Source organism: Mesorhizobium sp. M0751, from assembly GCF_040320265.1.
GTDB lineage: Bacteria > Pseudomonadota > Alphaproteobacteria > Rhizobiales > Rhizobiaceae > Mesorhizobium.
Map to the genome: position 1 here is coordinate 52,037 of NZ_JAMYPH010000008.1, position 24,538 is coordinate 76,574.

23 protein-coding genes, 1 tRNA gene and 1 pseudogene are annotated in these 24,538 nt (G+C 62.4%); 8 read left to right on the plus strand and 17 right to left on the minus strand.

The window, feature by feature from the left end; genetic code table 11:
- Window positions 1-165 precede the first annotated feature (165 nt).
- On the minus strand, window positions 166-1,719 hold the full coding sequence (locus tag NKI19_RS14725) for a DHA2 family efflux MFS transporter permease subunit (RefSeq protein ID WP_352490571.1): 1,554 nt from the start codon (window positions 1,717-1,719) through the stop codon (window positions 166-168).
- Between the two features lie 70 nt (window positions 1,720-1,789).
- Window positions 1,790-2,968 (minus strand): HlyD family secretion protein, encoded by a 1,179-nt coding sequence (locus NKI19_RS14730; protein ID WP_352490517.1) that lies wholly within the window; start codon window positions 2,966-2,968, stop codon window positions 1,790-1,792.
- A 143-nt stretch (window positions 2,969-3,111) separates the two neighbouring features.
- Here NKI19_RS14730 and NKI19_RS14735 point away from each other — a divergent pair, with 143 nt between their 5' ends.
- Window positions 3,112-3,861 (plus strand): TetR/AcrR family transcriptional regulator, encoded by a 750-nt coding sequence (locus NKI19_RS14735; protein WP_352490516.1) that lies wholly within the window; start codon window positions 3,112-3,114, stop codon window positions 3,859-3,861.
- A 21-nt stretch (window positions 3,862-3,882) separates the two neighbouring features.
- On the opposite strand, the gene yihA is transcribed toward NKI19_RS14735, so the two are convergent.
- The 5 genes from yihA to rpmH form a co-directional block, all read right to left on the minus strand.
- A complete protein-coding gene (gene yihA / locus NKI19_RS14740) occupies window positions 3,883-4,542 on the minus strand; it encodes a ribosome biogenesis GTP-binding protein YihA/YsxC (protein WP_352490515.1) in 660 nt (219 codons plus the stop codon).
- Window positions 4,539-5,177 (minus strand): CatB-related O-acetyltransferase, encoded by a 639-nt coding sequence (locus NKI19_RS14745; protein WP_352490514.1) that lies wholly within the window; start codon window positions 5,175-5,177, stop codon window positions 4,539-4,541. The genes yihA and NKI19_RS14745 overlap by 4 nt, the downstream gene beginning before the upstream one ends.
- Before the next feature lie 144 nt (window positions 5,178-5,321).
- The gene (gene yidC, locus NKI19_RS14750; RefSeq protein WP_352490513.1) at window positions 5,322-7,145 is read right to left on the minus strand and encodes a membrane protein insertase YidC; all 1,824 of its coding nucleotides are present in this window, start codon (window positions 7,143-7,145) and stop codon (window positions 5,322-5,324) included.
- 13 nt (window positions 7,146-7,158) lie between these two features.
- Window positions 7,159-7,512 (minus strand): ribonuclease P protein component, encoded by a 354-nt coding sequence (gene rnpA / locus NKI19_RS14755; protein WP_352490512.1) that lies wholly within the window; start codon window positions 7,510-7,512, stop codon window positions 7,159-7,161.
- Between the two features lie 23 nt (window positions 7,513-7,535).
- Window positions 7,536-7,670: a 50S ribosomal protein L34 gene (gene rpmH, locus NKI19_RS14760; RefSeq protein WP_008833937.1), complete on the minus strand. Its 135-nt coding sequence runs from the start codon at window positions 7,668-7,670 to the stop codon at window positions 7,536-7,538.
- A gap of 333 nt (window positions 7,671-8,003) precedes the next feature.
- Between rpmH and NKI19_RS14765 the strand changes: the two genes are divergently transcribed.
- Both NKI19_RS14765 and NKI19_RS14770 read left to right on the plus strand, forming a co-directional pair.
- Window positions 8,004-9,491, plus strand: coding sequence for an ATP-binding protein (locus tag NKI19_RS14765; protein WP_352490511.1), 1,488 nt, complete (start codon window positions 8,004-8,006; stop codon window positions 9,489-9,491).
- A gap of 246 nt (window positions 9,492-9,737) precedes the next feature.
- Window positions 9,738-9,814, plus strand: a tRNA-Arg gene (locus tag NKI19_RS14770).
- 41 nt (window positions 9,815-9,855) lie between these two features.
- On the opposite strand, the gene NKI19_RS14775 is transcribed toward NKI19_RS14770, so the two are convergent.
- The 6 genes and pseudogenes from NKI19_RS14775 to NKI19_RS14800 all read right to left on the minus strand — a co-directional run bounded on the left by NKI19_RS14775 (window position 9,856) and on the right by NKI19_RS14800 (window position 13,740).
- Window positions 9,856-10,395 carry an MFS transporter gene (locus NKI19_RS14775; protein ID WP_502899288.1) on the minus strand — a complete coding sequence of 180 codons (540 nt, stop codon included), beginning with the start codon at window positions 10,393-10,395 and terminating at the stop codon, window positions 9,856-9,858.
- A gap of 66 nt (window positions 10,396-10,461) precedes the next feature.
- Window positions 10,462-11,238 carry a carboxymuconolactone decarboxylase family protein gene (locus NKI19_RS14780; RefSeq protein ID WP_473599839.1) on the minus strand — a complete coding sequence of 259 codons (777 nt, stop codon included), beginning with the start codon at window positions 11,236-11,238 and terminating at the stop codon, window positions 10,462-10,464.
- 27 nt (window positions 11,239-11,265) lie between these two features.
- Window positions 11,266-11,725, minus strand: a pseudogene (locus tag NKI19_RS14785) ((R)-mandelonitrile lyase).
- 103 nt (window positions 11,726-11,828) lie between these two features.
- The gene (locus tag NKI19_RS14790; protein ID WP_352565647.1) at window positions 11,829-12,296 is read right to left on the minus strand and encodes a cyclophilin-like fold protein; all 468 of its coding nucleotides are present in this window, start codon (window positions 12,294-12,296) and stop codon (window positions 11,829-11,831) included.
- A 74-nt stretch (window positions 12,297-12,370) separates the two neighbouring features.
- On the minus strand, window positions 12,371-13,477 hold the full coding sequence (locus NKI19_RS14795) for an alpha/beta hydrolase (protein WP_352709345.1): 1,107 nt from the start codon (window positions 13,475-13,477) through the stop codon (window positions 12,371-12,373).
- Window positions 13,468-13,740, minus strand: a complete 273-nt coding sequence (locus NKI19_RS14800; RefSeq protein ID WP_352565650.1) for a hypothetical protein — start codon at window positions 13,738-13,740, stop codon at window positions 13,468-13,470. The genes NKI19_RS14795 and NKI19_RS14800 overlap by 10 nt, the downstream gene beginning before the upstream one ends.
- A 146-nt stretch (window positions 13,741-13,886) precedes the next feature.
- On the opposite strand from NKI19_RS14800, the gene NKI19_RS14805 reads away from it, so the two are divergent.
- On the plus strand, window positions 13,887-14,780 hold the full coding sequence (locus tag NKI19_RS14805; RefSeq protein ID WP_352490507.1) for a LysR family transcriptional regulator: 894 nt from the start codon (window positions 13,887-13,889) through the stop codon (window positions 14,778-14,780).
- Window positions 14,781-15,559: 779 nt separating this feature from the next.
- On the opposite strand, the gene NKI19_RS14810 is transcribed toward NKI19_RS14805, so the two are convergent.
- Both NKI19_RS14810 and NKI19_RS14815 read right to left on the minus strand, forming a co-directional pair.
- The gene (locus NKI19_RS14810; protein WP_352490505.1) at window positions 15,560-16,702 is read right to left on the minus strand and encodes an alpha-hydroxy acid oxidase; all 1,143 of its coding nucleotides are present in this window, start codon (window positions 16,700-16,702) and stop codon (window positions 15,560-15,562) included.
- A gap of 69 nt (window positions 16,703-16,771) precedes the next feature.
- A complete protein-coding gene (locus NKI19_RS14815) occupies window positions 16,772-17,878 on the minus strand; it encodes a LacI family DNA-binding transcriptional regulator (RefSeq protein ID WP_352490504.1) in 1,107 nt (368 codons plus the stop codon).
- A gap of 455 nt (window positions 17,879-18,333) precedes the next feature.
- Here NKI19_RS14815 and NKI19_RS14820 point away from each other — a divergent pair, with 455 nt between their 5' ends.
- The 4 genes from NKI19_RS14820 to NKI19_RS14835 all read left to right on the plus strand — a co-directional run bounded on the left by NKI19_RS14820 (window position 18,334) and on the right by NKI19_RS14835 (window position 22,653).
- Window positions 18,334-19,296 (plus strand): sugar-binding protein, encoded by a 963-nt coding sequence (locus tag NKI19_RS14820; protein ID WP_352490503.1) that lies wholly within the window; start codon window positions 18,334-18,336, stop codon window positions 19,294-19,296.
- A gap of 112 nt (window positions 19,297-19,408) precedes the next feature.
- Window positions 19,409-20,953 carry a sugar ABC transporter ATP-binding protein gene (locus tag NKI19_RS14825; protein WP_352490502.1) on the plus strand — a complete coding sequence of 515 codons (1,545 nt, stop codon included), beginning with the start codon at window positions 19,409-19,411 and terminating at the stop codon, window positions 20,951-20,953.
- 23 nt (window positions 20,954-20,976) lie between these two features.
- Window positions 20,977-21,972 (plus strand): ABC transporter permease, encoded by a 996-nt coding sequence (locus tag NKI19_RS14830; RefSeq protein WP_352490501.1) that lies wholly within the window; start codon window positions 20,977-20,979, stop codon window positions 21,970-21,972.
- A 150-nt stretch (window positions 21,973-22,122) separates the two neighbouring features.
- Window positions 22,123-22,653 carry a DUF2231 domain-containing protein gene (locus NKI19_RS14835; protein ID WP_352490500.1) on the plus strand — a complete coding sequence of 177 codons (531 nt, stop codon included), beginning with the start codon at window positions 22,123-22,125 and terminating at the stop codon, window positions 22,651-22,653.
- Window positions 22,654-22,743: 90 nt separating this feature from the next.
- On the opposite strand, the gene phnN is transcribed toward NKI19_RS14835, so the two are convergent.
- Window positions 22,744-23,373: a phosphonate metabolism protein/1,5-bisphosphokinase (PRPP-forming) PhnN gene (phnN, locus tag NKI19_RS14840; protein ID WP_352490499.1), complete on the minus strand. Its 630-nt coding sequence runs from the start codon at window positions 23,371-23,373 to the stop codon at window positions 22,744-22,746.
- Window positions 23,370-24,509 (minus strand): alpha-D-ribose 1-methylphosphonate 5-triphosphate diphosphatase, encoded by a 1,140-nt coding sequence (locus NKI19_RS14845; RefSeq protein WP_352490498.1) that lies wholly within the window; start codon window positions 24,507-24,509, stop codon window positions 23,370-23,372. Before NKI19_RS14845 ends, phnN begins: the two co-directional genes overlap by 4 nt.
- Window positions 24,510-24,538 lie beyond the last annotated feature (29 nt).

A 24,538-nucleotide genomic window follows, 5' to 3' on the forward strand; every position in this document is an offset into this window, starting at 1 on the left:
CCAAAAGTGCGAAGCGGTTTTGGGAAAATCCGATGCTCAAACAAAAAGTTGGAGCGGTGGAGTGTCCGCCGCTCCAAGACTTCATAATGGTTGATTTGCGCATGACCCCGAAAATCGCTTTTCGGGGTCATGCGCGAGGGCGCCAGGCGGGGGATCCGGCGCGCCTCAATGGCCTCCGCCACCGCCGCCCTGAGCGGCTGGCTTGCGGATCACCAGGGTGAAGAGCCCAAGCGTCGCGAACAAAACCGTCAGCATGAAGAATACGTCCATGAACGACAGCAGCGATGCCTGCTGCTGGACCATGCCTGACAGTTTGGAGATGGCCGCCTTGGAGGCGTCGAGCCCAGCGGTCTGCTCGAAGTTGACCGTCATGTTCTGCAGCTTCTGCTGCGCAGCGGCACTTCCCCATTGCACGTGCTCGGAGAGCCTGGCGTAGTGGAAGGCATTGCGGTCGATCAGCACAGTGTTGATGACGGCCAGGCCGACGGCACCGCCGAGATTGCGGGTCAGGTTGAACAGGCCAGACGCATTCTTCAGGCGCTCCGGCGGCAAGGTTCCGAGCGCAATGTTGTTGATCGGCACCATGCAAAGCATCATCGAGCAGCCGCGCAGGATCTGCGGGATCAGCAGTTCATAGAAATCCCAGTCGGCGGTGAGATGCGTCATCCACCAGGTCCCGGTGGCGAAGCCGAAGAAGCCGATCATCATCATGATGCGCGGGTCCATCTTGTTCGACAGGATGCCGGAGATCGGCGCGGTGAAGAACATGGCCAGGCCGCTGACGAACAGCGCCTCGCCGATCATCATCGAATCGTAGCCGCGGATGCGCCCCAGGAACACCGGATAAAGATAGGTCAGACCGTAGAGGCCGATGCCGACGACGAAGGAGAACAGCGAGCCGAAGGCAAAATTGATATTGCTGAAGGCCCTCAGATCGACAATCGGCTCCTCGGCGGTGAACACGCGCCAGAAGAACAGCACCGCGCCGAAGGTCATGATGATGGCGCAAACGAGCACCGCCTGATCCTGCAACCAGTCGTTGTTGGGACCTTCTTCCAGCACATATTCCATGCAGCCCAGGAAGGCGGCCATGCCGGCGAGCCCCCACCAGTCGAACTTGCTGAACAGCTTGAGATTGGGTTTGTCGAAGTCGATCAGCGACCAGGCGGCCGTCGTCACCAGAATGCCGGGCACGACATTGACCAGGAACAGCCAGTGCCAGGACATCGCATGGCTGATATAGCCGCCGACGGTCGGGCCGATGGTCGGCGCCAAGGTCGCTACCAGGCCGATCATCGGCGAGACGACGGCACGGCGCGACGGCGGGAAGATGGTGAAGGCGGCTGCAAAGACGCTCGGGATCATGCCGCCGCCGATGAAGCCCTGCACGGCCCGGTAGACGATCATCTGGTCGATATTGGTTGCGGTCGCCGCCAGCGCGCTGGCCGCGGTGAAGCCTGCCGCCGAGATCGTGAACAGCACGCGCGTCGACAGCATCCGGCTGAGGAAGCCCGACAGCGGGATCATCACCACCTCGGCAATCAGATAGGCCGTCTGCACCCACGGAATCTCGTCCGAGCTGGCGCTCAGGCCCGCCTGGATCTCGGCCAGCGAGGCCGAGACGATCTGGATGTCCAGGATGGCCATGAACATGCCGAACACCATTGCCAGGAAGGCGATGACGCGGCGTGTCGAGATGTGGTCGACCGGCACCGGCATGGCTGGCGCCGGTGTCGATCCTGCAGTCAGGGTTGCGGTCGCCATGACCTTTGCTCCCGGTCGTTCCGCTTTACTTCGATGCCGAAGGCGCGGTGCGGCTGTCGACAGCGACGACGACGCTCAGGCCGGCGCGCAGCTTGCCCGTCTTCAGCACATCCGCGGGCACGTCGATGCGAACCGGAACGCGCTGCACCACCTTGGTGAAATTGCCGGTGGCGTTCTCCGGCGGCAGCAGCGAGAACACTGCTCCCGAAGCCGGCGCCAGCGACGACACGGTACCCTCGATGTCCTGGCCGTCGATAGCGTCGACCGACACCCTGACCTTTTCACCAGGCACCAGCCGGGCAAGCTGGGTCTCCTTGAAATTGGCGACGATGTAGAGCTTGTCCATTGGCACGATGACGGCGAGCTTCTGTCCGGGGCTGATCAGGTCGCCCTGCTCGACCGAGCGGTTGCCGACCACGCCGTCATAGGGTGCGCGCAACACGGTGAAGGACAGATCCCGCACCGCCTTGTCGTGGGCAAGCTGCAGCGAGGCCAGCGTGCTGGCCGATTCCGCGCGCTGCGCCTGGAGCACGCCGATATTGGCTTGAGCCGCCGCGATCTGTGCGTCGGCGCCGGCAAGCGCGGCATTGGCTTGCTCGACCGCCGTCTGGGCATCGTCCAACTGGGCCTGGGTACCGACGCGAGTCTTGAGCAACTGGGCGGCACGAACCTGAGCTCGCTTGGCATTATCGGCAGCGGCCTGGTCGGCGGTCTTCTGCGCCTGCGCCTGCTTGAGCGAGGCGCGCGCCGCCTCGGTCTGGGCATCGATGCGGTCGAGCGTCTTGCTCAACGTGGCGATCTGCGCCTCGGCCTGGGCAACGGCTATCTTGTAGTCACCGTCATCGACGATCAGCAGCGGGTCGCCGGCCTTCACCTGCTGGTTCTCGGTCACTTTGACCTGATCGACATAGCCCGAGATTTTTGGCGAGATGAACGCCGTGTCGGCCTGGACATAGGCGTCGTCGGTCGCAATCATGAAGCGCCCGTCCGTCCAGTAATCATAGCCATACCAGGCGCCGGCGCCCAGCAGGGCCAGGCCGATGATGGGCAACAACATGGAGCGCATCGAGCGCTTCTTCTTGGCGGGAGCCAGCGGGGTGACGTCGGCGGGCTTGAGAGGGGCTTCCGGCGCTTCGATCGCAGGCTGGACCTTGGCGTTGGGGAAAGGGCGGACTTCGGCACTGGTGGGCGCGTTCGAGGACATGATATCTCTCTAAATTAACTGACGCTGAACTTCATCAGACTGAACCGTTCGGTTCGATCTAGACGTTGACTTAGCGCTTAAAGAGGACCATATCAAGAGCAATCGAACCGGATGGTTCGAATTATTTTACGAGGTGTGACATTATGGCCGAAGCCCCCAAGGCCGCTCCTTTGCCTGATTCAGGCCCATTGCCCAGCGCTGGCAAGGACCAGTGCGATCTGCTGGACAGTCTGCCGCGAGGCCGCCCGGCCGCGGGGCAAGACCCGGTCAAGCGCAGCCAGATCATCGACGGTGCGCGCCGTGTCTTCATCGACAAGGGCTTCGAAGCCGCGTCGATGAACGACATCACCCGTGAGGCCGGCGTGTCCAAGGGCACCATCTACGTCTACTTCGCCAATAAGGAAGAGCTGTTCGAAGCGCTGATCGAGGAAGAGCGCGGCACGATCTTCAAGAACATGTACGAGGTGCTCGACCAGATCGGCGACCTTCGCCAGACGCTGGTGAAGTTCGGCATCGTGCTGTCCATGAAGATCACTTCGGCGAGGGTCATCCTGGCGCAGCGTACGGTGATCGGCGCGTCGGAACGCATTCCGGAGCTTGGCGCGCGATTTTACGAACGCGGGCCGAAGCGCGGCCATGACAGGGTCGTCGTTTTCCTCAACATGGCTATCGAACGCGGCCTGCTGAAGATCGACGACGTCGAGCTTGCCGCCTATCAGTTCACCGAGCTGTGCCTGGCCGGTCTTTTCCGCCAGTGCATATTCGCCTATCGCACCAAGGCGCCAAGTGCGGCCGAGATCGAACATATCGTCAGGTCGGGCGTCGACGTGTTCCTGAAGGCCTACGGCACCGAACAGCTTGCAGAGCAGGAACGGGCCTCCAGCCTCGCCTAACAGGCTGCCAAGGTCGGTGGCCTATCCGCCATTGGCGGCGAGCACGATCGCCGCACGCAATTCCTCGAGGCCCTCGCTCTTTTCCGACGACGTGGCGAGCACGAAGGGAAATGCCGCCGGGCGTTTCTTGATCGTCTGGAGCGTTTCCTCGATCAGCTGCGGTACCCCCGCCGCCTTGATCTTGTCGGTCTTGGTCAGCACGATCTGATACGACACTGCCGCCTTGTCGAGCAGCGACAGCACCTCGTCGTCCTTGGCCTTGATGCCATGGCGGGCATCGATCAGCACGTAGACGCGCTTCAGCGTCACCCGGCCCTTGAGATAGTCGAACACGAGCTTCGTCCACTCGTCGACCTTTTCCTTGGGCGCCGTGGCGTAGCCATAGCCCGGCATGTCGACCAGCGCCATCGGCGGCAGGTCGGCGCCTTCTCCTGAAAATCCGCCCGGCACGAAATAGTTGAGCTCTTGCGTCCGGCCCGGCGTGTTGGAGGTGCGCGCCAGCCCCTTCTGGTTGACCAGCGCGTTGATCAGCGACGATTTGCCGACATTGGAGCGGCCGGCAAAGGCGATCTCGGGCGGTCCCTCCGGCGGCAGGAATTTCATCGCCGGCACGCCGCGGATGAAGATCCAGGCTCGCGTGAACAATTCGATGCCGATCGTGGTCTTGTTCAACGCGTTCAAACCGCTGCCTCCAGAAGAAAAATATTGCTGCCACGAATGGCATCGAGATTGCGGCTGATCTTTTCCACCGGCCAGTGCCACCACGCCAGCGCCAGCAGCCGCCGGATGGTCCTTTCATCGAAGCGCATCTTCACCACCTTGGCCGGATTGCCGGCGACGATCGCATAGGCCGGCACATCGTGCGTCACCACCGACTTTGCCGCGACGATGGCGCCGTCGCCGATCTTCACGCCCGGCAGCATCACCGCTTCCATGCCGATCCAGACGTCGTTGCCGACGATTGTGTCGCCGCGCACCTCCTTCGACCATGTCGCCGGGTCGAAGCCTTCCTCCCAGCCGTGGCCAAAGATGTTGAACGGATAGGTCGAAAACCCGGACATGGCGTGATTGGCGCCGTTCATGATGAAGCGCGCGCCTTCGGCAATGGCGCAGAACTTGCCGATGACCAGCCTGTCGCCGATGAACGGATAATGATGCAGCACGCATTTTTCGGCGAATTTGTCGGGTCCGTCCGGATCGTCATAATAGGTGAAGTCGCCGATCTCGATATTCGGCGCCGTCACCAGCGGCTTCAGAAAGCCGACGCGCGTGTGCAACGGGATCGGATGCTTGATCGATGGATTGGGTCCGGTCATATCGAGCTCCGTCGGGCAACTGCCAGCCAGGTCAAAATAGCGCGATCCGTCCGGCAGTACCAATCGCTTAATCCAGGCCGGCAGCTTGTGCAAAAAGCCCCGGACGAACCGGGGCTTTCTGGTTTCGCATCATCGGAGCGCCGGCTATTCCGCCGGCGACGGTTTCTTGCGGAACAGCGCGACCAGATTGTCCCACAATTCGATCTTGGCGCCTTGCCGCTTCATGATCACGCCCTGCTGCAGGATCGACAGCGTGTTGTTCCAGGCCCAGTAGATGACCAGGCCGGCCGGAAAACCCGCCATCATGAAGGTGAAGATCACGGGCATCCAGGTAAAGATCGCAGCCTGCGTCGGGTCCGGCGGCGCCGGGTTCATGCGCATCTGCAGGAACATCGTCACGCCCATGATCAGCGGCCAGACGCCGATCATCAGCATGTGCGGCAAGGTAACGGGGATCAGCCCGAACAGGTTGAAGATCGATGTCGGGTCCGGCGCCGCCAGATCCTGGATCCAGCCGAAGAACGGCGCGTGCCGCATCTCGATCGTGATGTAGAGCACCTTGTAGAGCGAGAAGAACACCGGGATCTGCAACGCCACCGGCCAGCAGCCGGCGAGCGGATTGATCTTCTCGGTCTTGTAGAGCTCCATCATCGCCTGCTGCTGCTTCATCTTGTCGTCCGCGTATTTCTCGCGGATCTCGAGCATCTTGGGCTGCACCTTCTTCATGTTCGCCATCGACGCATAGGATTTGTTGGCGAGTGGGAAGAACAGCGCCTTGACGATGACGGTGGTGGCGAGGATCGCCAGGCCGAAATTGCCGAAGAATTTGTAAAGCGTGTCGATCAGCCAGAACATCGGCTTGGTGATGAAATAGAACCAGCCCCAGTCGATCAGCAGGTCGAACTGGCGAATATGACGGTCCTTTTCGTAGGCGTTGATCGTCGAAACTTCCTTGGCGCCGGCGAATATCTCCGACTCCACGGTCGTTGACTGCCCGGGAGCGATCGTGACCGGATCGGACAGGAAATCGGACTGGTAGCTATGCGGGTGAGGCCCGCTTTTGAACTCGAAATAAGAGAATTTGGGCTGAAATTCGCGGCCGCCTGGCGGCACCAGGGTCACCGCCCAGTATTTATCGGTGATGCCGAGCCAGCCGTCGGTCGACTTGCCTGGCTTGAATTCTCTCTCCGATTCGACCTTGGAGTATTTGTACTCTTGCAGGCCTTCGCTGCCGGTGACGCCGATCAGGCCCTCGTGCAGCACATAGGTGCTGGCGATAGCCGGCTTGTCGAAACGGGTGACGCGGCCATAGTTCGACAACGTCGCGGGTGCCGAGCCGTCGTTCTGGACCGTGTCGGACACGGTGAACATATATTGGCTGTCAACCGAGAAGGTGCGCTTGAAGGTCAGGCCCTTGTCATTGGTGAAGGTCAGCGTGACCGGCGTCGCCGGTGTCAGCGCCGCATTGCCATCGGTCTGCCAGACGGTGTCTGGGCCGGGCAGCGTGCCCACATCCGGCGCGCCAGAAAAGCCGATCTCGGCGAAATAGCCGTTCGGCAGGGACGCCGGGTTGAGCAGGGCGATCTCGGGCGAGGTCTTGTCGACCGTCTCCCTGTAATGCTTGAGCCGGAGGTCATCGAGGCGCGCACCGGTGAGGTTGATCGAGCCTTCGAGGCTCGGCGTGTCGATCTTGACGCGGCTGGTCGAGGCAATCGCCTGGTCGCGGCCGGCCGGCGTCACCGCGTCGCCGCCAGGCGCGCTCGGAATGGCGCCGGGCTGCACCGGTGTTTCGCTGGCTCCCGGGCTGGTGCCTTGGGCGGCCTTCTTCTGCTCCGCCACGCGCTGCTCTTCGATGCGGGCGGCCTCGCGCTGCATCTCGCTGCGCGGCATCACATAGAAATATTGCCAAAGCGCCAGGATCAGCACCGACAGTGCGATGGTGATGAAGAAGTTGCGGTTGTTTTCCATCGAAGCCCTTGGCCTATCGTGTTCCACGCAATCTGCGGGAGAGTTCGGCCTTCAGCTGGCCGAAAGGAGTGGTAAGCACGTCTTCGCGCCCGACGATGACATAATCATTGCCCGGCGCCATGTCATCCGCGGCATGCGTGCGCACGGCCTCTCTCAGCCGCCGCCGGATGCGGTTGCGAACGACGGCGTTGCCGACCTTCCTGGTGACGGTATAGCCGACGCGCGGCGCCTCGCTGTCGTCGCGGCCCAGGACCTCGACGAGGAAAAGCCGCCCGCGGCGCTTTTCACCACGGCGGACAGCCAGGAATTCCGCGCGCTTCAGAAGCCGCTTGGGATGGTGACCCGTTGGCTTGCCGGTTGCGGGCAACGATCTTGTCTCTCGCTTGGTGCTCAGGCGCTGAGACGCTTGCGGCCGCGGTTGCGGCGGGCTGCGACGACGCCGCGGCCACCTTTGGTGGCCATGCGGGCACGGAAACCGTGCCTGCGTTTGCGGACGAGTTTGGACGGCTGGTAAGTACGCTTCATTTGTTTAAATACCGCGGGGTGCGGCCCTTCTTGATTCTGTCACTTTGTAACAGGAGCTTTGCCGGGCCGGTTTTGGCGCGATCGAAACCGCGCCGGGACGAATGGCCCGAGCGTGAGCGGGCTTATAGAAAGAAGGGTTTTGGAAGTCAATCCAGCGTCGGGCCGGCATTGTCGGACCCGGCAGGGAAGCCTTGCGGCCCTTTGTCCGGCTTCGACCAAGGATGAATTTGGCAAAAAAGCCGCAATCGCCTAATCTCACCCGATCAAGCGATCGTGAAGACGAGCAGTCCTTAAGACAAGCAGCCGTGATGACAGGCAGCCGTGACGACGAGCATGAGTGAAGTCCCAGCAACCGAGGAAAGCATCGCCCAGGCGAAGGCGGCGACCCGCAGGGTGCCGCTGGCGCGCGGCCTGTCGACCAAGCTGCTGCTGCTCACCATCGTCTTCGTGCTCTTGGCCGAAATCCTCATCTTCGTGCCCTGGATTGCCAGCTACAGGCTGAGCTGGCTGAAGGAGAGGCTGAGCACGGCCGCCGCGGTTTCAATCGTCCTGGTGCAGGGCGAACCTGCCTCGCTGTCGCGTGCCGCCCAGAACGACGTGCTGATGGCGATCGGCGCCAAGGCGATCGCCGTGCGCGACGGCGGCGTCTCGCGGCTTCTGGTCGTGGCCGAAATGCCGCCGCAGGTCGACGAGCATATCGATATCGCCAATGTCGGCATGATCAAGGGCATGACCGGCGCGCTGGACACGCTGTTTTTCGGCGGCAAGCGCATGCTGCGCGTTTTCGGCCCGGTCGGCGACAGCGACAAGGAATTCGAGCTGATCATGCCCGACCACCGCCTGCGCAATGCCATGCTGATCTATTCGCGCAACGTCGCCTTCGTCTCGTTGCTGATCTCGCTGTTCACCGCCATGCTGGTCTACGCCGCGATAGACCTGATCATGATCGGCCCGATCAGGACGATGACACGCTCGATGCTGTCCTTTTCCGAGGCGCCCGACGATCCCGGTCGCATCATTCACCCCGCCGCGCGGGGCGACGAGATCGGCGTCGCCGAACGCGAGCTGTCGCAGATGCAGGAGCGGCTGCAAAAGATGCTGACCGAGCAGAAGCACCTGGCCGATCTCGGCCTGGCCGTGTCGAAGATCAACCACGACATGCGCAACATCCTCGCCTCGGCGCAGCTGATGTCGGACCGCCTGCGCCAGGTCAAGGACCCGACCGTGCAGGCCTTCGCGCCAAAACTGCTGCGCGCGCTCGACCGTGCGGTGTCCTATTCGGAGGGCGTGCTGGCCTATGGCCGCACCCAGGAGCCGCCGCCGTCGCGCCGCAGGCTGCGGCTGCGCCAGCTGGTCGAAGACGTCCAGGGCCTGCTCGACATCGAATGCGGTATCGAATTCGTCAACGCCGTCGACCCGGTGCTCGAGGTCGACGCCGATTCCGACCAGCTGTTCCGCGTGCTCACCAATCTTAGCCGCAACGCCGTGCAGGCGATGGCGGCGGACACCGAGAGCGCGGTGGTGCGCCGCCTGACCATATCGGCCGAGCGCATCGGCAGCGTCAGCCGCATCGTCGTCACCGACACCGGCCCCGGCCTGCCGCCGAAGGCGCGAGAAAACCTGTTCGCGGCATTTCGCGGCTCCGCCCGCAGCGGCGGCACCGGCCTTGGCCTGGCGATCGCCCACGAATTGATCCGCGCCCATGGCGGCACGGTGGAGCTGGTCGAAAGCATCGGCGGCCGCACCACATTCGCCGTCACCATTCCCGACCAGCCGGTCCGGCTCGACCAGGCCCGCAACGGCCTGCGCCGGCCGGCGTAACGAACCGTTTCGTTACGGATCGTTTCAATTCGCAAATGGTTGGTCCGAGACTACGGGCTATCGGGCTCGGCCGCCGCGTGACGCGATCTTGCCTTCGCCGGCCGGCGCATGACGGCAAAGCATGACTGAAAAACTTTTGGCCAGGATCGGCTTGCTTTTCGCAAATTCAGTCGCTAGGGAACACGTCACATCGCGGCCGGTCGCCAGGATCGGATCGCGGGGGCTATGCAAAGCATGGCCTGTTGCGCGCCCGTAGCTCAGCTGGATAGAGCACCAGACTACGAATCTGGGGGTCAGGAGTTCGAATCTCTTCGGGCGCGCCAAATACCCACCGATCGCACGATATAGCCCGATTCCCATCAGACTACGCCCGCGCAAAGAGCGGGAGTGGTGCCAAGGTCGTGATAAGACCGATCGCCGCAAAGCCGTACGGTACAAAGAGCATCGTGCCGAGCGGACCGCCGAAGGCGAGCGCCGCGAACATGGCCGTGCCGACCCAGGCGATGACCTTCCCCGCATGGCCGGAATCGACCATTGCCAATCCCCAGCTCACGCCCCCGGTGATGATGAAGCTTTCGGCTCCACCGAGCACCGCACGTCCCACCAGAAGAATCGCAACCGAGAGGGTTGGCGAACTCACGAAGGTCAAGGACAGGAGATACAGCAATCCAGCACCGGCGGCGGCGATCAGGCCGAGCACGACGCTGCGTTTGCCGCCATTCGCATCCGAATAGGTGCCGGACCATATGCGCGTGACCAGAGACGCGGCAAATTGCGAGCCCGCAACCAGGCCGACGACGAAAGTTCCGAAGCCGAGATCCTGATTCACATGCAGCGGCAGCACCGGCAGGGCCGCGCCGATGACGAGAAAGCCGGCCAACACGGCCGCCATGATCGGCAGCAACGTCACGGCGGCCGAGGGCGGCGGTCTGGACGATGAGGGCAAAGGAGTCATTGCGACCAGCAGCGTTCAGTTGGCGGACCGTTTCTCGAACACGGAGCGCGCAACAGCGGCCGCCGAGAAAGCGTTCGGCCATCCGGCGTAGTACGCGAGATGGCTGATGGCTTCGGAGGCTTCCATGCGCATCAGTCCGTTATCCATCGCCCGGTTGAGATGGTAGGGAATCTGCTCGACCTGGCCGGCCGAGATCAGGGCGCTGACCGTCACCAGACTGCGATCGCGCGGGGCGAGATCGGGCCGCAGCCACAGGTCGCGAAACAATACGTCGGTCGTATCCCTCACCAGACCCGGCGATGCCGGTCCCGTGCCTTGCGCGACGCGGGCGGCGCGATCGGCCTCGGCTTTTTCGTCCAGCGGCAGGAAATCAACCATGGCCTTGGGGAGCTGGTCGGGTCCGACACCGCGCGCCGCGAACACCTCCTTCGTGATGCCCGTCGCGGCAAGCGCACCGCCCCAGCCGGCATAGAAGGCGAGATGCGTGATAATCTCTGAGATTTCGGCCGGCTTCACCCTATTGTCGAGTGCGAGATTCACCTGCTCCGGCAGGAGAATGCCCTGGTCGCGCGTGATCACGGCAGCGACGGTGACGATGCTGCGATCCCGCAGCGACAGGCCCGGCCTCTTCCAGAGGCCATTTGCAAGCTTCTCATCGGCGTAGCGCTCAAGCGCGGGCGAAACGGTTCGCACGTCTTCGCGGGACAGGCTGCCGGTCTGCGATCCGGTTTGCGCGGCGGTGTCGACGGCTCCCATGGAAAGAGCGAGAGCCAGAACGGTGGAGGTTTTCATGATGAAGCCTTTCGTTCAGTTATCCCGTCAGCGGTATTGCTCGTCGGAAACAGGTTCGTGCCAGTCGACGTTCTTGCCGTCGTCCATGTAGCTCAAGGCGATATGCGCCATGGGGCTGATCGCGGTCGCTCCATGCCAGTGCTTCACGCCGGCCGGAATCCAGACCACATCGCCAGGATTGATGCCGCGCCGCTCCTTGCCCTCTTCCTGCACCCAGCCTTGACCGCTCGTGATGATAAGCATCTGGCCTGCCGGATGGGTGTGCCAGACCGTCCGCGCCCCGGGGCGCGAAGTTCACCAGTCCGGTGCTCGCCCGCGTAATGTCGGTAGGCGGATAGAGCGGGCTGATGACCGCCTGCCCGGTGAAGTTGTCCGCCGTTCCGATCACGGCCGGCGTGCTGCCGTTCGTGCGGATTTCGATGGTCTCGGCCTCGGCCGGCGTTAGGCCGGCCGTGCTGATTGCAGCGGCAGCGAGAATCTTCTTGATATTCGTCTCCTTCTGCGTTTCAGCTTTCTTGCTGTTCACGATGAATGATGCGGGTTTTTCCTACACCTGCGGCATTGTCCTGATGCGCAGCGGCCTTCCAGGTTCAGGACAGCATTTCGACGCGCAGCGGATGTTCTCCGCGCATCAGAAGCGGCGCCGGTCCCTGGTCTAGTCGCCCAAGCCGGATCAGGCCGCGCGACCAGCGATAGGGACCATGAAACATCGCAAGATTGCCCAAGGGGGCGTAGTAGCAAAGATCGCCAGCTGCCTCGTTCCCGAAGCGACCGCTGCCTTCCTCGGTGAGCTTGCGCGGCAGATAGGCGATCTTCTCGTTGGACGAATAGTCGTCGATCGTCAGGTCCAGCGGCAGCATCGAGACCAGATCGTGCGCGGAAGGATTGTTCTCCAGCGTCGCCGTGAAATCCTGATCTGCAAAAACAAATCTCAGGCACATCGGGGCTCCTTTCGTACCCTGGGTTGTGGAGGTCTGAGAGCGCACCGACGAGGGAAGCGCGAAGCCGGCAGCGCTTGCCAGCAAGGTGCGGCTTGAAAGCCATGCGTCGCGTGTCATTTAAGGTCTCCCAATCGGTGCGGCCATGCCCATTGTTCCGGCACACGGCCGCACCCTTCGATGCTACGGCCCTGTTATGCAGCCAGATGCTGACCGAAGAAGCTGGTAAGCCTGTCGAACGGAATCAGGTCCACACGGTCGTAGAGATCGACGTGACCGGCGCCCTGGACCCAAACCATTTCCTTCGGCTCGGCTGCCAGTCTGTAGGCTTCCTCGCTGAATTCCTTCGAATGCGCCTGATCGCCGCTGATGAACAGCATCGGGCGCGGCGAGATCGTCTCGATGTCGTTGAACGGGTAGAAGTTCATGAACTTGACGTTGCTGGTCAGCGTCGGCTTGGTCGTTATCTGGTCGGAGACACCCGCCGGGGTAAACTCTCCGCGGGGTGTCCGATAGAAATCGTAGAACTCACGCTGGATGGGATGCGTCGACGCGGTCAGTTCGAGATCGGTTCCGCCCGTATACTGGATCTGGCCGCCTTCGAATTCGGAGTAGCGCTGCTCGGCGGCCGCCGCGATGATCTGCTTCCGTTGCTCGACGCTTAGCGAGTGATTGAGTGCGTTTCGGTTCGCCGCGCCCATGTCATACATGCTTACCGTGGCGATGGCGCGCATGCGTGGGTCGATCTTGGCGGCGCTGATGACGAAGCTGCCGCTGCCGCAGACACCAATCGCGCCAATACGGTTGCGGTCGACGAACGCGCGTGTCCCGAGGAAGTCCACCGCCGCGCTGAACGCCTCGGCATAGACATCCGGTGAAACGATCTGTCGGGCTTCGCCCTCGCTCTCGCCCCAGAATGGCAGATCGATCGCCATGGCGATGAAGCCCTGCTCGGCCATCTTGGTGGCATAGAGGGTCGCGCTTTGCTCTTTCACCGCGCCCATTGGATGGCCGACGACGATGGCCGGATGACGTGCATTGCGGTCAAGGTTCTTGGGAACGAGCAGATTCCCCGCGACATTCATCTGGTATTGGCTTTTGAAGGCGACCTTTTCGAGCGTCACCTGATCGCTCGTGTAGAAATTGTTTGCACCGTTCGACATGTCTTGAGCCTTTGCGAAGTGAATGTTGAAGAGTGACGCCGCACTGAAAGCTGCTGCGCCGGCACCGGTCAGCTTCAAAAGCTCGCGCCGGTGGATTTCACGCTCTGATGTTTTCGTATCAGGGGTATTCATAGGCATTTCCGATCTCCTGTAGGTTTGGGTTGAATTGAGCCACTCGCCGCCTTGGCCAGTCCTCTCTCCGTCATCAGACGCCGGCCGGTGCCGATCAGCGCGATTGCAAAGCCGGCCAGAACCAAGCTGCCGATAAAGGTCGCGGAGATCGTCAGGCCATCCAGCAGCACCCCTCCGACTATCGCGCCCAGAAGGATCGAAGCTGGATCGCCACGACCATCAGGCTGCCGGCGGCCTCGGGCGCATCGTCCGCATTTTGCGACATCCATGTCATCCAAATCACCGACATCGCGGTAATGCGTTGTTGCAGTGCAAACCTAATGGTTTTGACATAAAACGATTACCCGTCGAAATTGGCATGAACTAATCGACTACATCGAATAATCTGTTGCGAGATGGCAAACGAAGGAAGCTCATGGCCAGAACCGATCTCAATCAACTGACGTGGTTTCAGGCCGTCGCCGAGGAGCGCAGCTTCACCAAGGCAGCGGCAAAACTCGGCGTCGCGCAATCGACGCTCAGTCACACGATCAAGCAGCTCGAAGCACGCATGGGCATACGCCTTCTGACCCGCACGACGCGTAATGTGGCGACGACCGTTGCAGGCGAAAGGCTGCTACAGACGATCGCTCCGCGCATTGGTGAAATCGAAGACGAGATCGCAGCGCTGATGGCGTTCCGCGAAAAGCCGTCAGGCTCGATCAGGTTGACCCTGTCCGACCACGCGCTCGAAAGCGTGGTCTGGCCGAAGCTTAAGCCGGTCCTCAGCGCCTATCCCGACATCGGCGTCGAACTGATCCTAGACAGCACCTTCCGAAACATCGTCGAGGAAGGCTTTGACGCCGGTGTCCGGCTTGGAGAGAGCGTCGAGAAAGACATGATCGCGGTCCGCATCGGCCCGGACTGGCGCTTGGTCGCCGTGGCTTCGCCGCGATACTTCGCGGCGCACGGTGTGCCTGTGCATCCGCAGGATCTGGTCCGGTACATCTGCATCAACATGCGCCACGAAACCGCCGGCGGTCTGTACGCATGGGAGTTCGAGAAGGATGGACAGGCGCTGCGTGTCCGTGTGGACGGTCAACTTACCTTCAACAACACCTACGCCATGATCGACGCCGCAGTGAGTGGCTATGGCATCGCCTATGTTCCCGAGAACATCGTGGAGCGGCACATCGCCTCAGGATTGCTGGTGCAGGTCCTCGACGACTGGTCGCCCTTCTTCGATGGCTATTTCCTCTATTATCCGAGCCGCCGTCAGAATCTTCCCGCGTTCAAGGTCATTGTCGACGCGCTACGCCATCGGGAATGAAGCGAGAGAATCTAAACCCGCGCGATTGGCTCACGCCCCATTTGGGAGGGCTCTAGAGGGCAATAGAGTAGACATAGTTCTCATCATCGCCATTAAACTCATGCCCGGGAACATAGGTAACAGAATCTAGAGCATTTTGCAGCCAAGTGGAATCACTTGGCGTCGCAGAAATGCGGCTAAAACAAATAGATAGAGCGGGATGCATGGTTCAATTTGAACGCATCCCGCTCTCTCGCCTGTGGTCGGAAGGTCGCGAGGAGTGAGCGCCGTCCCTGCCAAAAGAGCGGTGTCGGCTGAAGCTGCTCAGTCGGCCTGCTTAACCTCCGGACCTGGTTCAGTCGGCGGAACTGGCGTGCAATCTTGGCCGGTGCATTCCTGCACAGGATCGTTCGCCGGCGGGAGACAGTTTTGGCCTTCACAATGAACGGGCGGTTGCGCTGTGGCGGCTTCGTTGTTCGGCGGCACAGGCCGATCCTCAGCGCGAACGGCCGGCATTGCAAGGCCGATCATGGCCGTGCACAAGAGCGCAATCCGAAGCAAATTCATTTCCGCCTCCGCAACTGGCAGCGGGACGCAGGCTACACCTTCGAACTGCAGCCAACATACTGTCAGCCGCGAACGGCGTTAACAGCCCGTTACACGCAGCGGCAGCTTGAGGGCGGATTTACGGATGCTGTTTCCGGCGAGGCCGTCTTCGACACGGACGGCAGGAGCGGCGGCCGGTCGGTATAGTGTTCGCACTTCGAAAAGTTTATGCCGTGCGCCCCTTCCCGGCCCCCTCACCTAAACCGCACATTCCCCCTGGAAAGCTCTGCCACCGACCTGCATCCCATCAGCCGCATGTCGCGTTCGATCTCGGTTCGCATCAGGCCGAGCGCCCGTTCGACGCCTGCCTGTCCGGCGGCGGCCAGCGGGAAGAGGTAGTAGCGCCCGACGCCGACGGCCTTGGCGCCCAACGACAGGGCTTTCAGCACATGGGTGCCGCGCTGGACGCCGCTGTCGATGATCACGTCGATCTTGTCGCCCACCACGTCGACGATCTCCGACAGCTGGTCGAAGGGGCTGCGCGAGCCGTCCAGCTGCCTGCCTCCATGATTTGACAGGACGATGCCGGTGCAGCCGATGTCGACGGCCTTTCTGGCATCGGCGACGCTCATGATCCCCTTCAGGCAAAACTCCCCGTTCCAGAAGCGGACCATGTCTTCGACGTCCTCCCAATCCAGCGATGGATCAAGGATCTCCGTGAAATAGCGGCTGATGGAAAGCGCTCCGCCGCAGAGATCGATATGCCCGTCCAGCTGCGGCAGGCTGAACTTTTCGTGCGTCAAATAGTCGATGGCCCATCTCGGCTTGATCGCGAACTGCATCATGCCGCCGAGCGTAAGCCGAAAGGGGATGGAAAAGCCGGTCCGCAGGTCACGCTCGCGGTTTCCGCCGGTGACGCTGTCGACCGTCAGCATCATCACCTCGACGCCGGACGCCTTGGCGCGCTCCATCATGGCGCGGTTCAGGCCGCGATCCCTGTGGAAATAGAACTGATAGACCTGCGGCGTCCTGTGCTTGCGGACTTCCTCCAGGCTGACCGTGCCAAGCGACGAGACGCCGAACATCGTGCCGAACTTCTCCGCTGCCGCGGCGACGGCGCGCTCGCCGCTATGGTGAAACAGCCGCTGGAGAGCCGTCGGCGAGCAATAGACCGGCATCGCCAGCTTCTGGCCCATGACGGTGACCGACAGATCGACCTGTCCGACGCCGGCAAGGACGTTGGGGACGAGATCGCAAGCCTCGAACGCCGCCGTGTTGCGCCGCAGCGTCGTCTCGTCGTCCGCGCCGCCATCGATATAATTGAAGATCGGGCTTGGCAGGCGCTGTTTTGCCAGCCGGCGGAAGTCCTGAAAATTATAGCAGCTTTGCAATCTCATGAAATCAATCGGGTATATGCCGGGTCTGATGTCAAGCCTGTGCCATTGTCGATCACGGGCGCTCTCGCCTCAGCCCGCCACCGTGCCCACCGACTCCCGCTCCACCAGCGGGCATTCGAGCTTCGTGATGGGATAGCGGCCACGACCGGGAGGAGCGGGGACTTCAAGCTGCTCGATCGCCCACTGCCCCATCGCCATATGCGGCAGGATCGACGTCGTGAGCGGCGGGAACAGATGCCGCGCGATCTCCTCGTCGTCATAGCCGACCACCGAAATATCCTGGGGGATGTGCAGGCCGGCCTCCTTCAGCGCCTCATAGCAGCCGATCGCGGTGCGGTCGTTCTGGCAGAAGATGGCGGTCGGCCGGTCCTTCAGCGCCAAGAGCTTGACGGTCGCGGCATAGCCGGCGCTCGCCGACCAATCGCCTTCGACGACCAGCGCCGGGTCGAACGGGATGTCGGCTGTCGCCAGCGCCCGGCGGTAGCCCTTCAACCGGTCCTGCGCCGCCTGCATCCAGGGCTCGCCGGTAATGGTGGCGATACGCCTGTGGCCATGGCTGATCAGGTGCCGGGTCGAGCTCTGGCCGCCGGCGATTTCGCTCGGCACCACGGCCGGAAAGGCATAGTCGGCGGTGTAGCAGTTCAGCAGGATGACCGGGATGTCGAGGCCGTAGAGATAGTCCGGCGCGACGATCTCGCGGGTGAAGATGGTCATGTAGATCAGCGCCGAAATGCCCCGCTTGGTCAGCGCCGCGATGGCGCGGGGCTCCATCACCTCGTCGCCCATGGTCTGCGCCACCAAAAGCACATTGCCGGCGTTCCACGAGGCTTGCCGCGCCCCTTCGATGGCGACGACCGCCTCCGGGCTGGTCGCCAACTGGTCGACTGCGAAGCCAATCACGCCATCCAGCCCGTCGAATGCGGCAACAGGGGCTCGCAAGGCAGAAAACACCGGCGGCGAATAGCCGAGCGTTCGTGCGGTCTCAATCACCCGCTCTCGGGTTTGCTGCGACAGCCTGATGCCCGGCGTGTTGTTGAGGACGAACGAGACCGTCGCCTGCGAACAGCCTGCGGCCCTGGCGATGTCGGTCATGGTGACGCGGCCCTTGGGGTTTTTCCCGGACGGCTTGCGCCGTCTGGCACCCTGAAGGACCGCATCCCGAAGTGGTTCGTTCATGTTGTTGGTCCCTCGAATTTCGCATTTATAAGGCAAAGCGCTACTAATAGATATAATCCACCCTCTTCGGCGAATTCAGTCGCCCAATCCCAAGCAGCAACGACTGGAAGGCCTCTCCTTTGTGGCGAGAATCCCGATCCACTAATAGTCTTTACTAATATCGGGCATCCCTATAACGTCAATCCGTCATGCCCGGACGATATCGGACCGCGCATGTTCGGAACGCAAGCCAGCCTTGTATCGGACGGTTCCCGTCAGCCGAAGCTCGCCTGCCGTTTCGGGGAAATGTCAGACAAATCGGACTATTTACGAACGGCGAATGAGTCTCTAAAGTCGATGATCGCGGCTGGAATGGCGTCGTTCCTCGCTGCCGGAACCCTGAGGAGGAGGGCGTCCAAGCCGCGTCGGCACGTTCATCATCAGCGAAAATCACTGAGTCAAATGGGAGGTTGAACATGAAATCTGTAATACGAAATGCGTCCGTCGCCGCTGCGGCCCTGCTGCTCGGCCTGTCCGCCAGCGCAATTGCGCGGGCCGACGACAAGCCGACACTGGCCTTCGTCGTCAACGGCGCTTCCGATTTCTGGAAGGCGGCCGAAGCCGGCGTCAAGAAGGCTCAAGGCGAACTGCCCAATTACAATCTGGAACTCAAATATCCGGAGCAGTCCTCGGTCGCCATCCAGCAGCGCCTGATGGACGATCTGGTCACGGCCGGCGTGAAGGCGATCATGGTCTCGGCCGTCGATCCCAAGACGTCGACCGACGGGCTGAACAAGATCGCCTCGGAAACGGCGTTGTTCACCACGGACAGCGACGCACCGCAGACCAAGCGTGTCGCCTATATCGGCTCGTCCAATGTCGATGCCGGCAAGCAGGCGGCAGAGATCGCCAAGAAGGCAATGCCTGACGGCGGCAAGTGCCTCGGCTTCGTCGGCCTGCTCGGCGCCGACAATGCCAAGGAACGTATCCAGGGCATGAAGGACGGCCTCGCGGGCACCAAGATCGAATTGGTCGACGTGCGTGGCGACGACATCGATCAGGCTCGCGCCAAGAAGAACGTCGAGGACGCGCTGGTCGCCAGTCCCGATGTCACCTGCATGGTCGGCTTCTATTCCTACAACACGCCGCGCATCTATGAAGCGCTGCGCGATGCCGGCAAGCTCGGCCAGATCACCGTGGTCGGCTTCGACGACGATCCGATCACGCTGGGCGGCGTCAAGGAAGGTACCGTCGCCGCCACCGTCGTGCAGCAACCCTTCGAATGGGCCTATCAGGGCATGAAGCTGATGGCTGCCTATCTCGAGGGCGACAAGTCGGGCATTCCCGCCGATGGACTGATCATCATCCCGACCAAGATCATCGGCAAGGACGATGTCGACGCCTACGCCGCCAGCCTCAAGGCGATGTCTGGAAAGTGAGCGAATTAGGTTGCGCCGGCTCAAGGTTCGCCTTGAGCCGGCGTTCTATTGACGGGCCTCGCGAGGCCCGTCAGTCTGAGACCAAACGGCCCACCGGCTGCTGTCAGGCGTGATGAATTATTCCGACCCATCCATCGTTGCATCCACCGACGCTCCGTTCCTGAGCCTCGACGGTGTGCGCAAGACCTATCCCGGCGTCGTCGCGCTGGACGGATTCTCGATCGACGTAAGGCCCGGCGAGGTCATCGGCCTGGTCGGCGAAAACGGCGCCGGCAAATCGACGCTGATGAAGATCCTCGGGGGCGTGACCAGGCCGGACACCGGCACCATCACCGTCGATGGCGTCGCCCATGACGGGCTGACCGTCGAGGCCAGCATCGGCTCGGGCATCGCTTTCGTCCACCAGGAACTCAACCTGTTCGAAAACCTCGACGTGGCCGCCAATATCTTCTTCGGCCGCGAACCGCTGCGCGCCGGGCCGCTCAAGCTCGTCGACCGCGCCAGGCTGCGAGCGCAGGCGGCGCCGCTGCTCAAACGCGTGGGCGCCAATTTCTCGGCCGATACGCCGGTGTCGGCGCTGTCGCTGGCGCAGCAGCAAATGGTCGAGATCGCCAAGGCGCTGTCGATCGAGGCAAGGCTGGTTATCCTCGACGAACCGACCTCGAGCCTGCCGATCGCCGAAACCGACAAGCTGCTCGGCGTCATCAAGGCGCTGAAGGCAGACGGCATCAGTGTCATTTTCATCTCGCACCGCCTTCACGAGGTCGAGCGCGTCGCCGACCGCGTCGTCGTGCTCAGGGACGGAATGCTCGCCGGAACCTTGCCGAAGAGCGCCATCAATCACGACCAGATGGTCAAGCTGATGATCGGCCGCATGCTGAAGGAGCGCGAGAAGGCCGCGGAATCGGCGCGCCCGCCGGGCTCTGTCGCGCTGTCGGTCAAGGCCATTCGCACCGCGGCCTATCCCGACCGGCCCGTCGACCTCGACGTCAGGCATGGCGAGATCCTCGGTCTCGCCGGCCTCGTCGGCTCCGGCCGGACGGAGCTGGCGCGCGTCCTGTTCGGCATCGACAGGAGCTTTGGCGGCTCGTTCCAGCTTGACGGAAAAGATCTGGTTCTTGGTTCGGCCGCCGACGCAGTGGCCAACGGAATTTTCCTCGTCCCCGAGGATCGCAAGCTAACCGGCATCCTGCTCGACCTGTCGATTGCCCAGAACATCTCGCTGCCCAATCTGCCGGCGCATTCGCGGCGCTCGCTGGTCTCGACAAGCGCCGAGGCCGCCACCGCCGAGAAGCAGAAGACCGATCTCGGCATCAGGGCGCCCTCCGTCCAGACGCGTACCGGCACGCTGTCGGGCGGCAACCAGCAAAAGGTCGTGCTGGCCAAATGGCTGGCGATGAAGCCGAAGGTGATGATCCTCGACGAACCGACGCGCGGTATCGATATCGGCGCCAAGGCCGAAATCTACGGGCTGATGCGGGCGCTGGCCGATGCCGGCGTCGCCGTGCTGATGATCTCCAGCGACATGGAGGAGGTGATCGGCGTTTCCGACCGCATTGCCGTCATGCATGAGGGCCAGATCTCCGGCATTCTCGACAAGGACCGGTTCAGCCAGGAAAACGTGCTGCTGCTGGCGGTCGGCAAGCAGCCGAAGTAATTCGCAGGCACTGGGAGAAGACGATGAGCAAGAAAGATCTCGGCCTGCTGATCCTGATCCTGGTGGTCGGCGCGGTGGTGGCGATCATCAACCCGCGCTTCCTGCTGCCGATCAATCTCGCCAACACCTCGAACCTGATCGGGCTGTTCGGCATCCTGTCGATTGGCCAAGCCTTCGTCATCATCACCGGCGGCATCGAATTGTCGGTCGGCTCGGTGGTTGCGCTACTCGGTACGCTGTTCATCGATTTCATCGCCGTGCGGGAGATGGAGTGGCCACTTGCCTTCGTGCTGATCATCGCGCTCGGCGCCATCATCGGCCTGATGCATGGCTGGCTGATCACCCGGCTCAAATTGCAGCCTTTCGTGGTGACCTTGTGCGGCCTGTTGATCTATCGCGGCGTGGCGCGCTTCTACACCGCCGACGGCACCGCCGGCTTTGCCTTTGGGCAGAACTTCCCGGAACTCGAATTCCTGACGGCCGGGCGGTCCTGGGGCGTACCGAACAGTTTCATCGCGCTGATCGTTATCGCCGTCGTGATGTGGGTGGTGCTGCACCGGTCGGTGTTCGGTCGCTATCTCTACGCCATCGGCAAGAACGAGGAAGCGGCAAAATATTCCGGCATCCGCACCGGCCGCATCGTCATGGCCGCCTATGTCATCTGCGGCGTGCTGACGGCGCTGTCGGCTATCTATTTCGCCATGTACACACGCTCGATCTCGCCGGCGAGCCACGGGCAGTTCTACGAGCTCTATGCCATCGCGGCGGCGGTGCTCGGCGGCTTCTCGCTGCGCGGTGGCGAAGGTTCGCTGATCGGCGTCCTCCTCGGCACGGTGCTGCTGCAGGAGCTGCAGAACCTCGTCAACCTGCTCGGCATCCCGTCCTCGCTCAACTTCGCCGTCATGGGCGGGGTGATCCTCATCGGCGTGCTGGTCGACCAGCAATGGGGCGTGTTCCGGGCACGGCGGCGGATGCTGGAAGCTACCCGCAAGGGCGTGGCGGGTGCTGCCGCCGAATGACGCAAAATAGCTGGATGAAATACGCCGACTGCCATTGGCAGGCATGAAAAGGTCAGCCTGAGCTTCGCGACAGCAGTTCAGGTTGATCTCTATTTGGAACGAAACCCGTATCTAAGCGTTTGTTTAAGCTTTGCTACGCGGAGGCGTCCCATGCCCACGAATCCAATAAGTACCGCCAAGGTAGGAACTCACCCCCTCCACCCGATGCTGATACCTTTTCCTGTCGCGTTTCTTGTCGGTGCGTTTGTCACCGACCTGGTTTTCTGGGGGACTGCCGATGCCTTCTGGGCACGGGCATCGATGTGGCTGATCGGGGCAGCCATAGTAATGGCCCTTCTCGCCGCGACAGCCGGTTTTATCGACTTCCTCAACGAGCCGCGCATTCGCGCCTTGTCCGACGCCTGGTACCACATGCTGGGCAACTTGACCGCGGTCGTTGTGGCACTGATCAATTTCTACCTTCGCTATGCTCAAGGCGCCGAGGCCGCGGTCCGCCCATGGGGCGCGCTGTTGTCGTTCATAGTGGTCTGCATACTGCTGTTCACCGGCTGGAAGGGCTGGGAAATGGTCTATCGCCATCACGTTGCAGTTCTGGATACACCGGCGGATGCACCAGCGAAGCCTACGACAACCACTAGCACGGATACTCATCACGCTGGTCGGGACCGGCACGCCGCATGAGGCCATATCCCGAAAAGTGGATACCGGTTTCCAAAAAAATATCGGTTAGACAAGCAGCGCCCATCCCGAATGCATCGGATGGGCGCCACTTTAGATAAGACCCGACATGTCGGAGAAGGCCATGGCCTTGCGCAGCACCTCGCCGAAGCGCTCGCCGGCGGCTTCACGAGGACCGCTATTGTCGATCGAGGTGACACCCGGTCCGGACAGCGCCACATTGGCGCTGCGCGCCAGCCGTGCCAGCACTTCGCCGCGCGATTCGCGACCGCGCAACGCCAGCCGCTCGGCCAGGATCTGCGGTGTAGCCGTGATCTCGACGACAGCCAGATTGGCGTAGCGTCCCCGCAGCGCCGGGATGATCGCGCGCGAGACGTTGGCGACCGCGACGCGGCCGTTGGCGACGGACCAGTCGACTTCGGCCGGGATGCCATAGCGCAGGCCATGCGCCTCCCAGGAAATCGCGAAGGCGCCATCCGCTTCGGCCTCGACGAAGGCCGCGTCGGCGAGCGTGTCGTGATCCTCGGTAGCCACGTCGCTCGGCCGGGTTATGACCCGGCGCACGAACTCCAGCCGGCTCTCGTCGGCAAACACGGCGCGCGCATAGCCGATCACCGTGTCCTTGCCGGCACCGCTCGGCCCGACGACGGCGACGAAGACGCCGTCGCGGATGGGAAACGCCGCAGCTGACAATTCACGCTCGACCGATGCCGACACCATCATGCGACCCGCCGTCCCTGCCGCCAGACCGTGCGGACCACCGGGACATGGTCGTCGACGCGCACGCGAACCAGATCGGCGCGCCGGCCGGGCTCGATGACGCCGCGATCGGTGAGGCCGACCGCCTCGGCCGGGTTCTTCGAGACCATCGCCACCGCCTGAGGCAACGAGATGCCCTCGACCACGTCGCCGAGGAAGAAGGCCGACTGGATCAGGCTGAACGGAATGTAGTCCGATGACAGGATATCGAGCAGGCCGTCGCCGGCCAGCGTGCGGGCCGAGACATTGCCCGAATGCGAGGCGCCGCGCATGACGTTCGGCGCGCCCATCAATACGCCGAGCCCTGCCTCTTTTGAAGCCCGTGCCGCCTCCTCAGTGGTCGGGAACTCGGCAACGCGCACACCTTGCTCGATCGCTTCGTCGACATGACCGACGGTTGCGTCGTCATGGCTGGCGAGCACGATGCCGCGCTCCTGGCAGGCAGCGGCGATGAAGCTGCGGTTCGGGCTTGAGTTCCTCGCCGATTCCGCCATCCGCTTTTCGCAGAATTTCTGGAAATCGCGATCGGTCAGCTTCAGCTTGCGCTGGTAGTAATAGGCGTAGGTTTCCAAATTGACGAATTGCCGCTGTCCGGGCGCATGGTCCATCAGCGACGCCAGCCTGACGCGCTCGTCGCCGTCGAAATTGGCGAAGGCCGTGAGGCAGTCCGGCGCCGAAACCTCGCAGCGCAGATGGAGGAAATGGTCGGCCCTGAGCCGGTCCTGCTGCACGCTGTCTTCGATCGCGTCGGCCAGCTTGCGTATGTCGGCGGCCGTCAGGTCGGCATCCTCGTCCATGCCGACACGCAAGGCGTCGAGCACGGTGGTGATGCCGGCGGTCGCCACCTGCGCGTCATGGGCGAGCACAGCTGCGATCGGGTTCCAGCGCACTTTCGGCCGCGGCGCATAATGGCCTTCGAGATGGTCGGTGTGGAGCTCGACCAAGCCGGGGATGATGAAGTCGCCGCCCATGTCCTCGCCGCTGCGGCCAGCGCCGGGATCAATGTCGGCGATCACGCCATCGCGCAGCACGATCGACCCTTCGATGATCTGGTCGGCGAGCACAATGCGGGCATTATCAAGAGCGGTCTCGGCAGTCATTTCGGGCAGTCCTTGCGGCATTTTGCAGC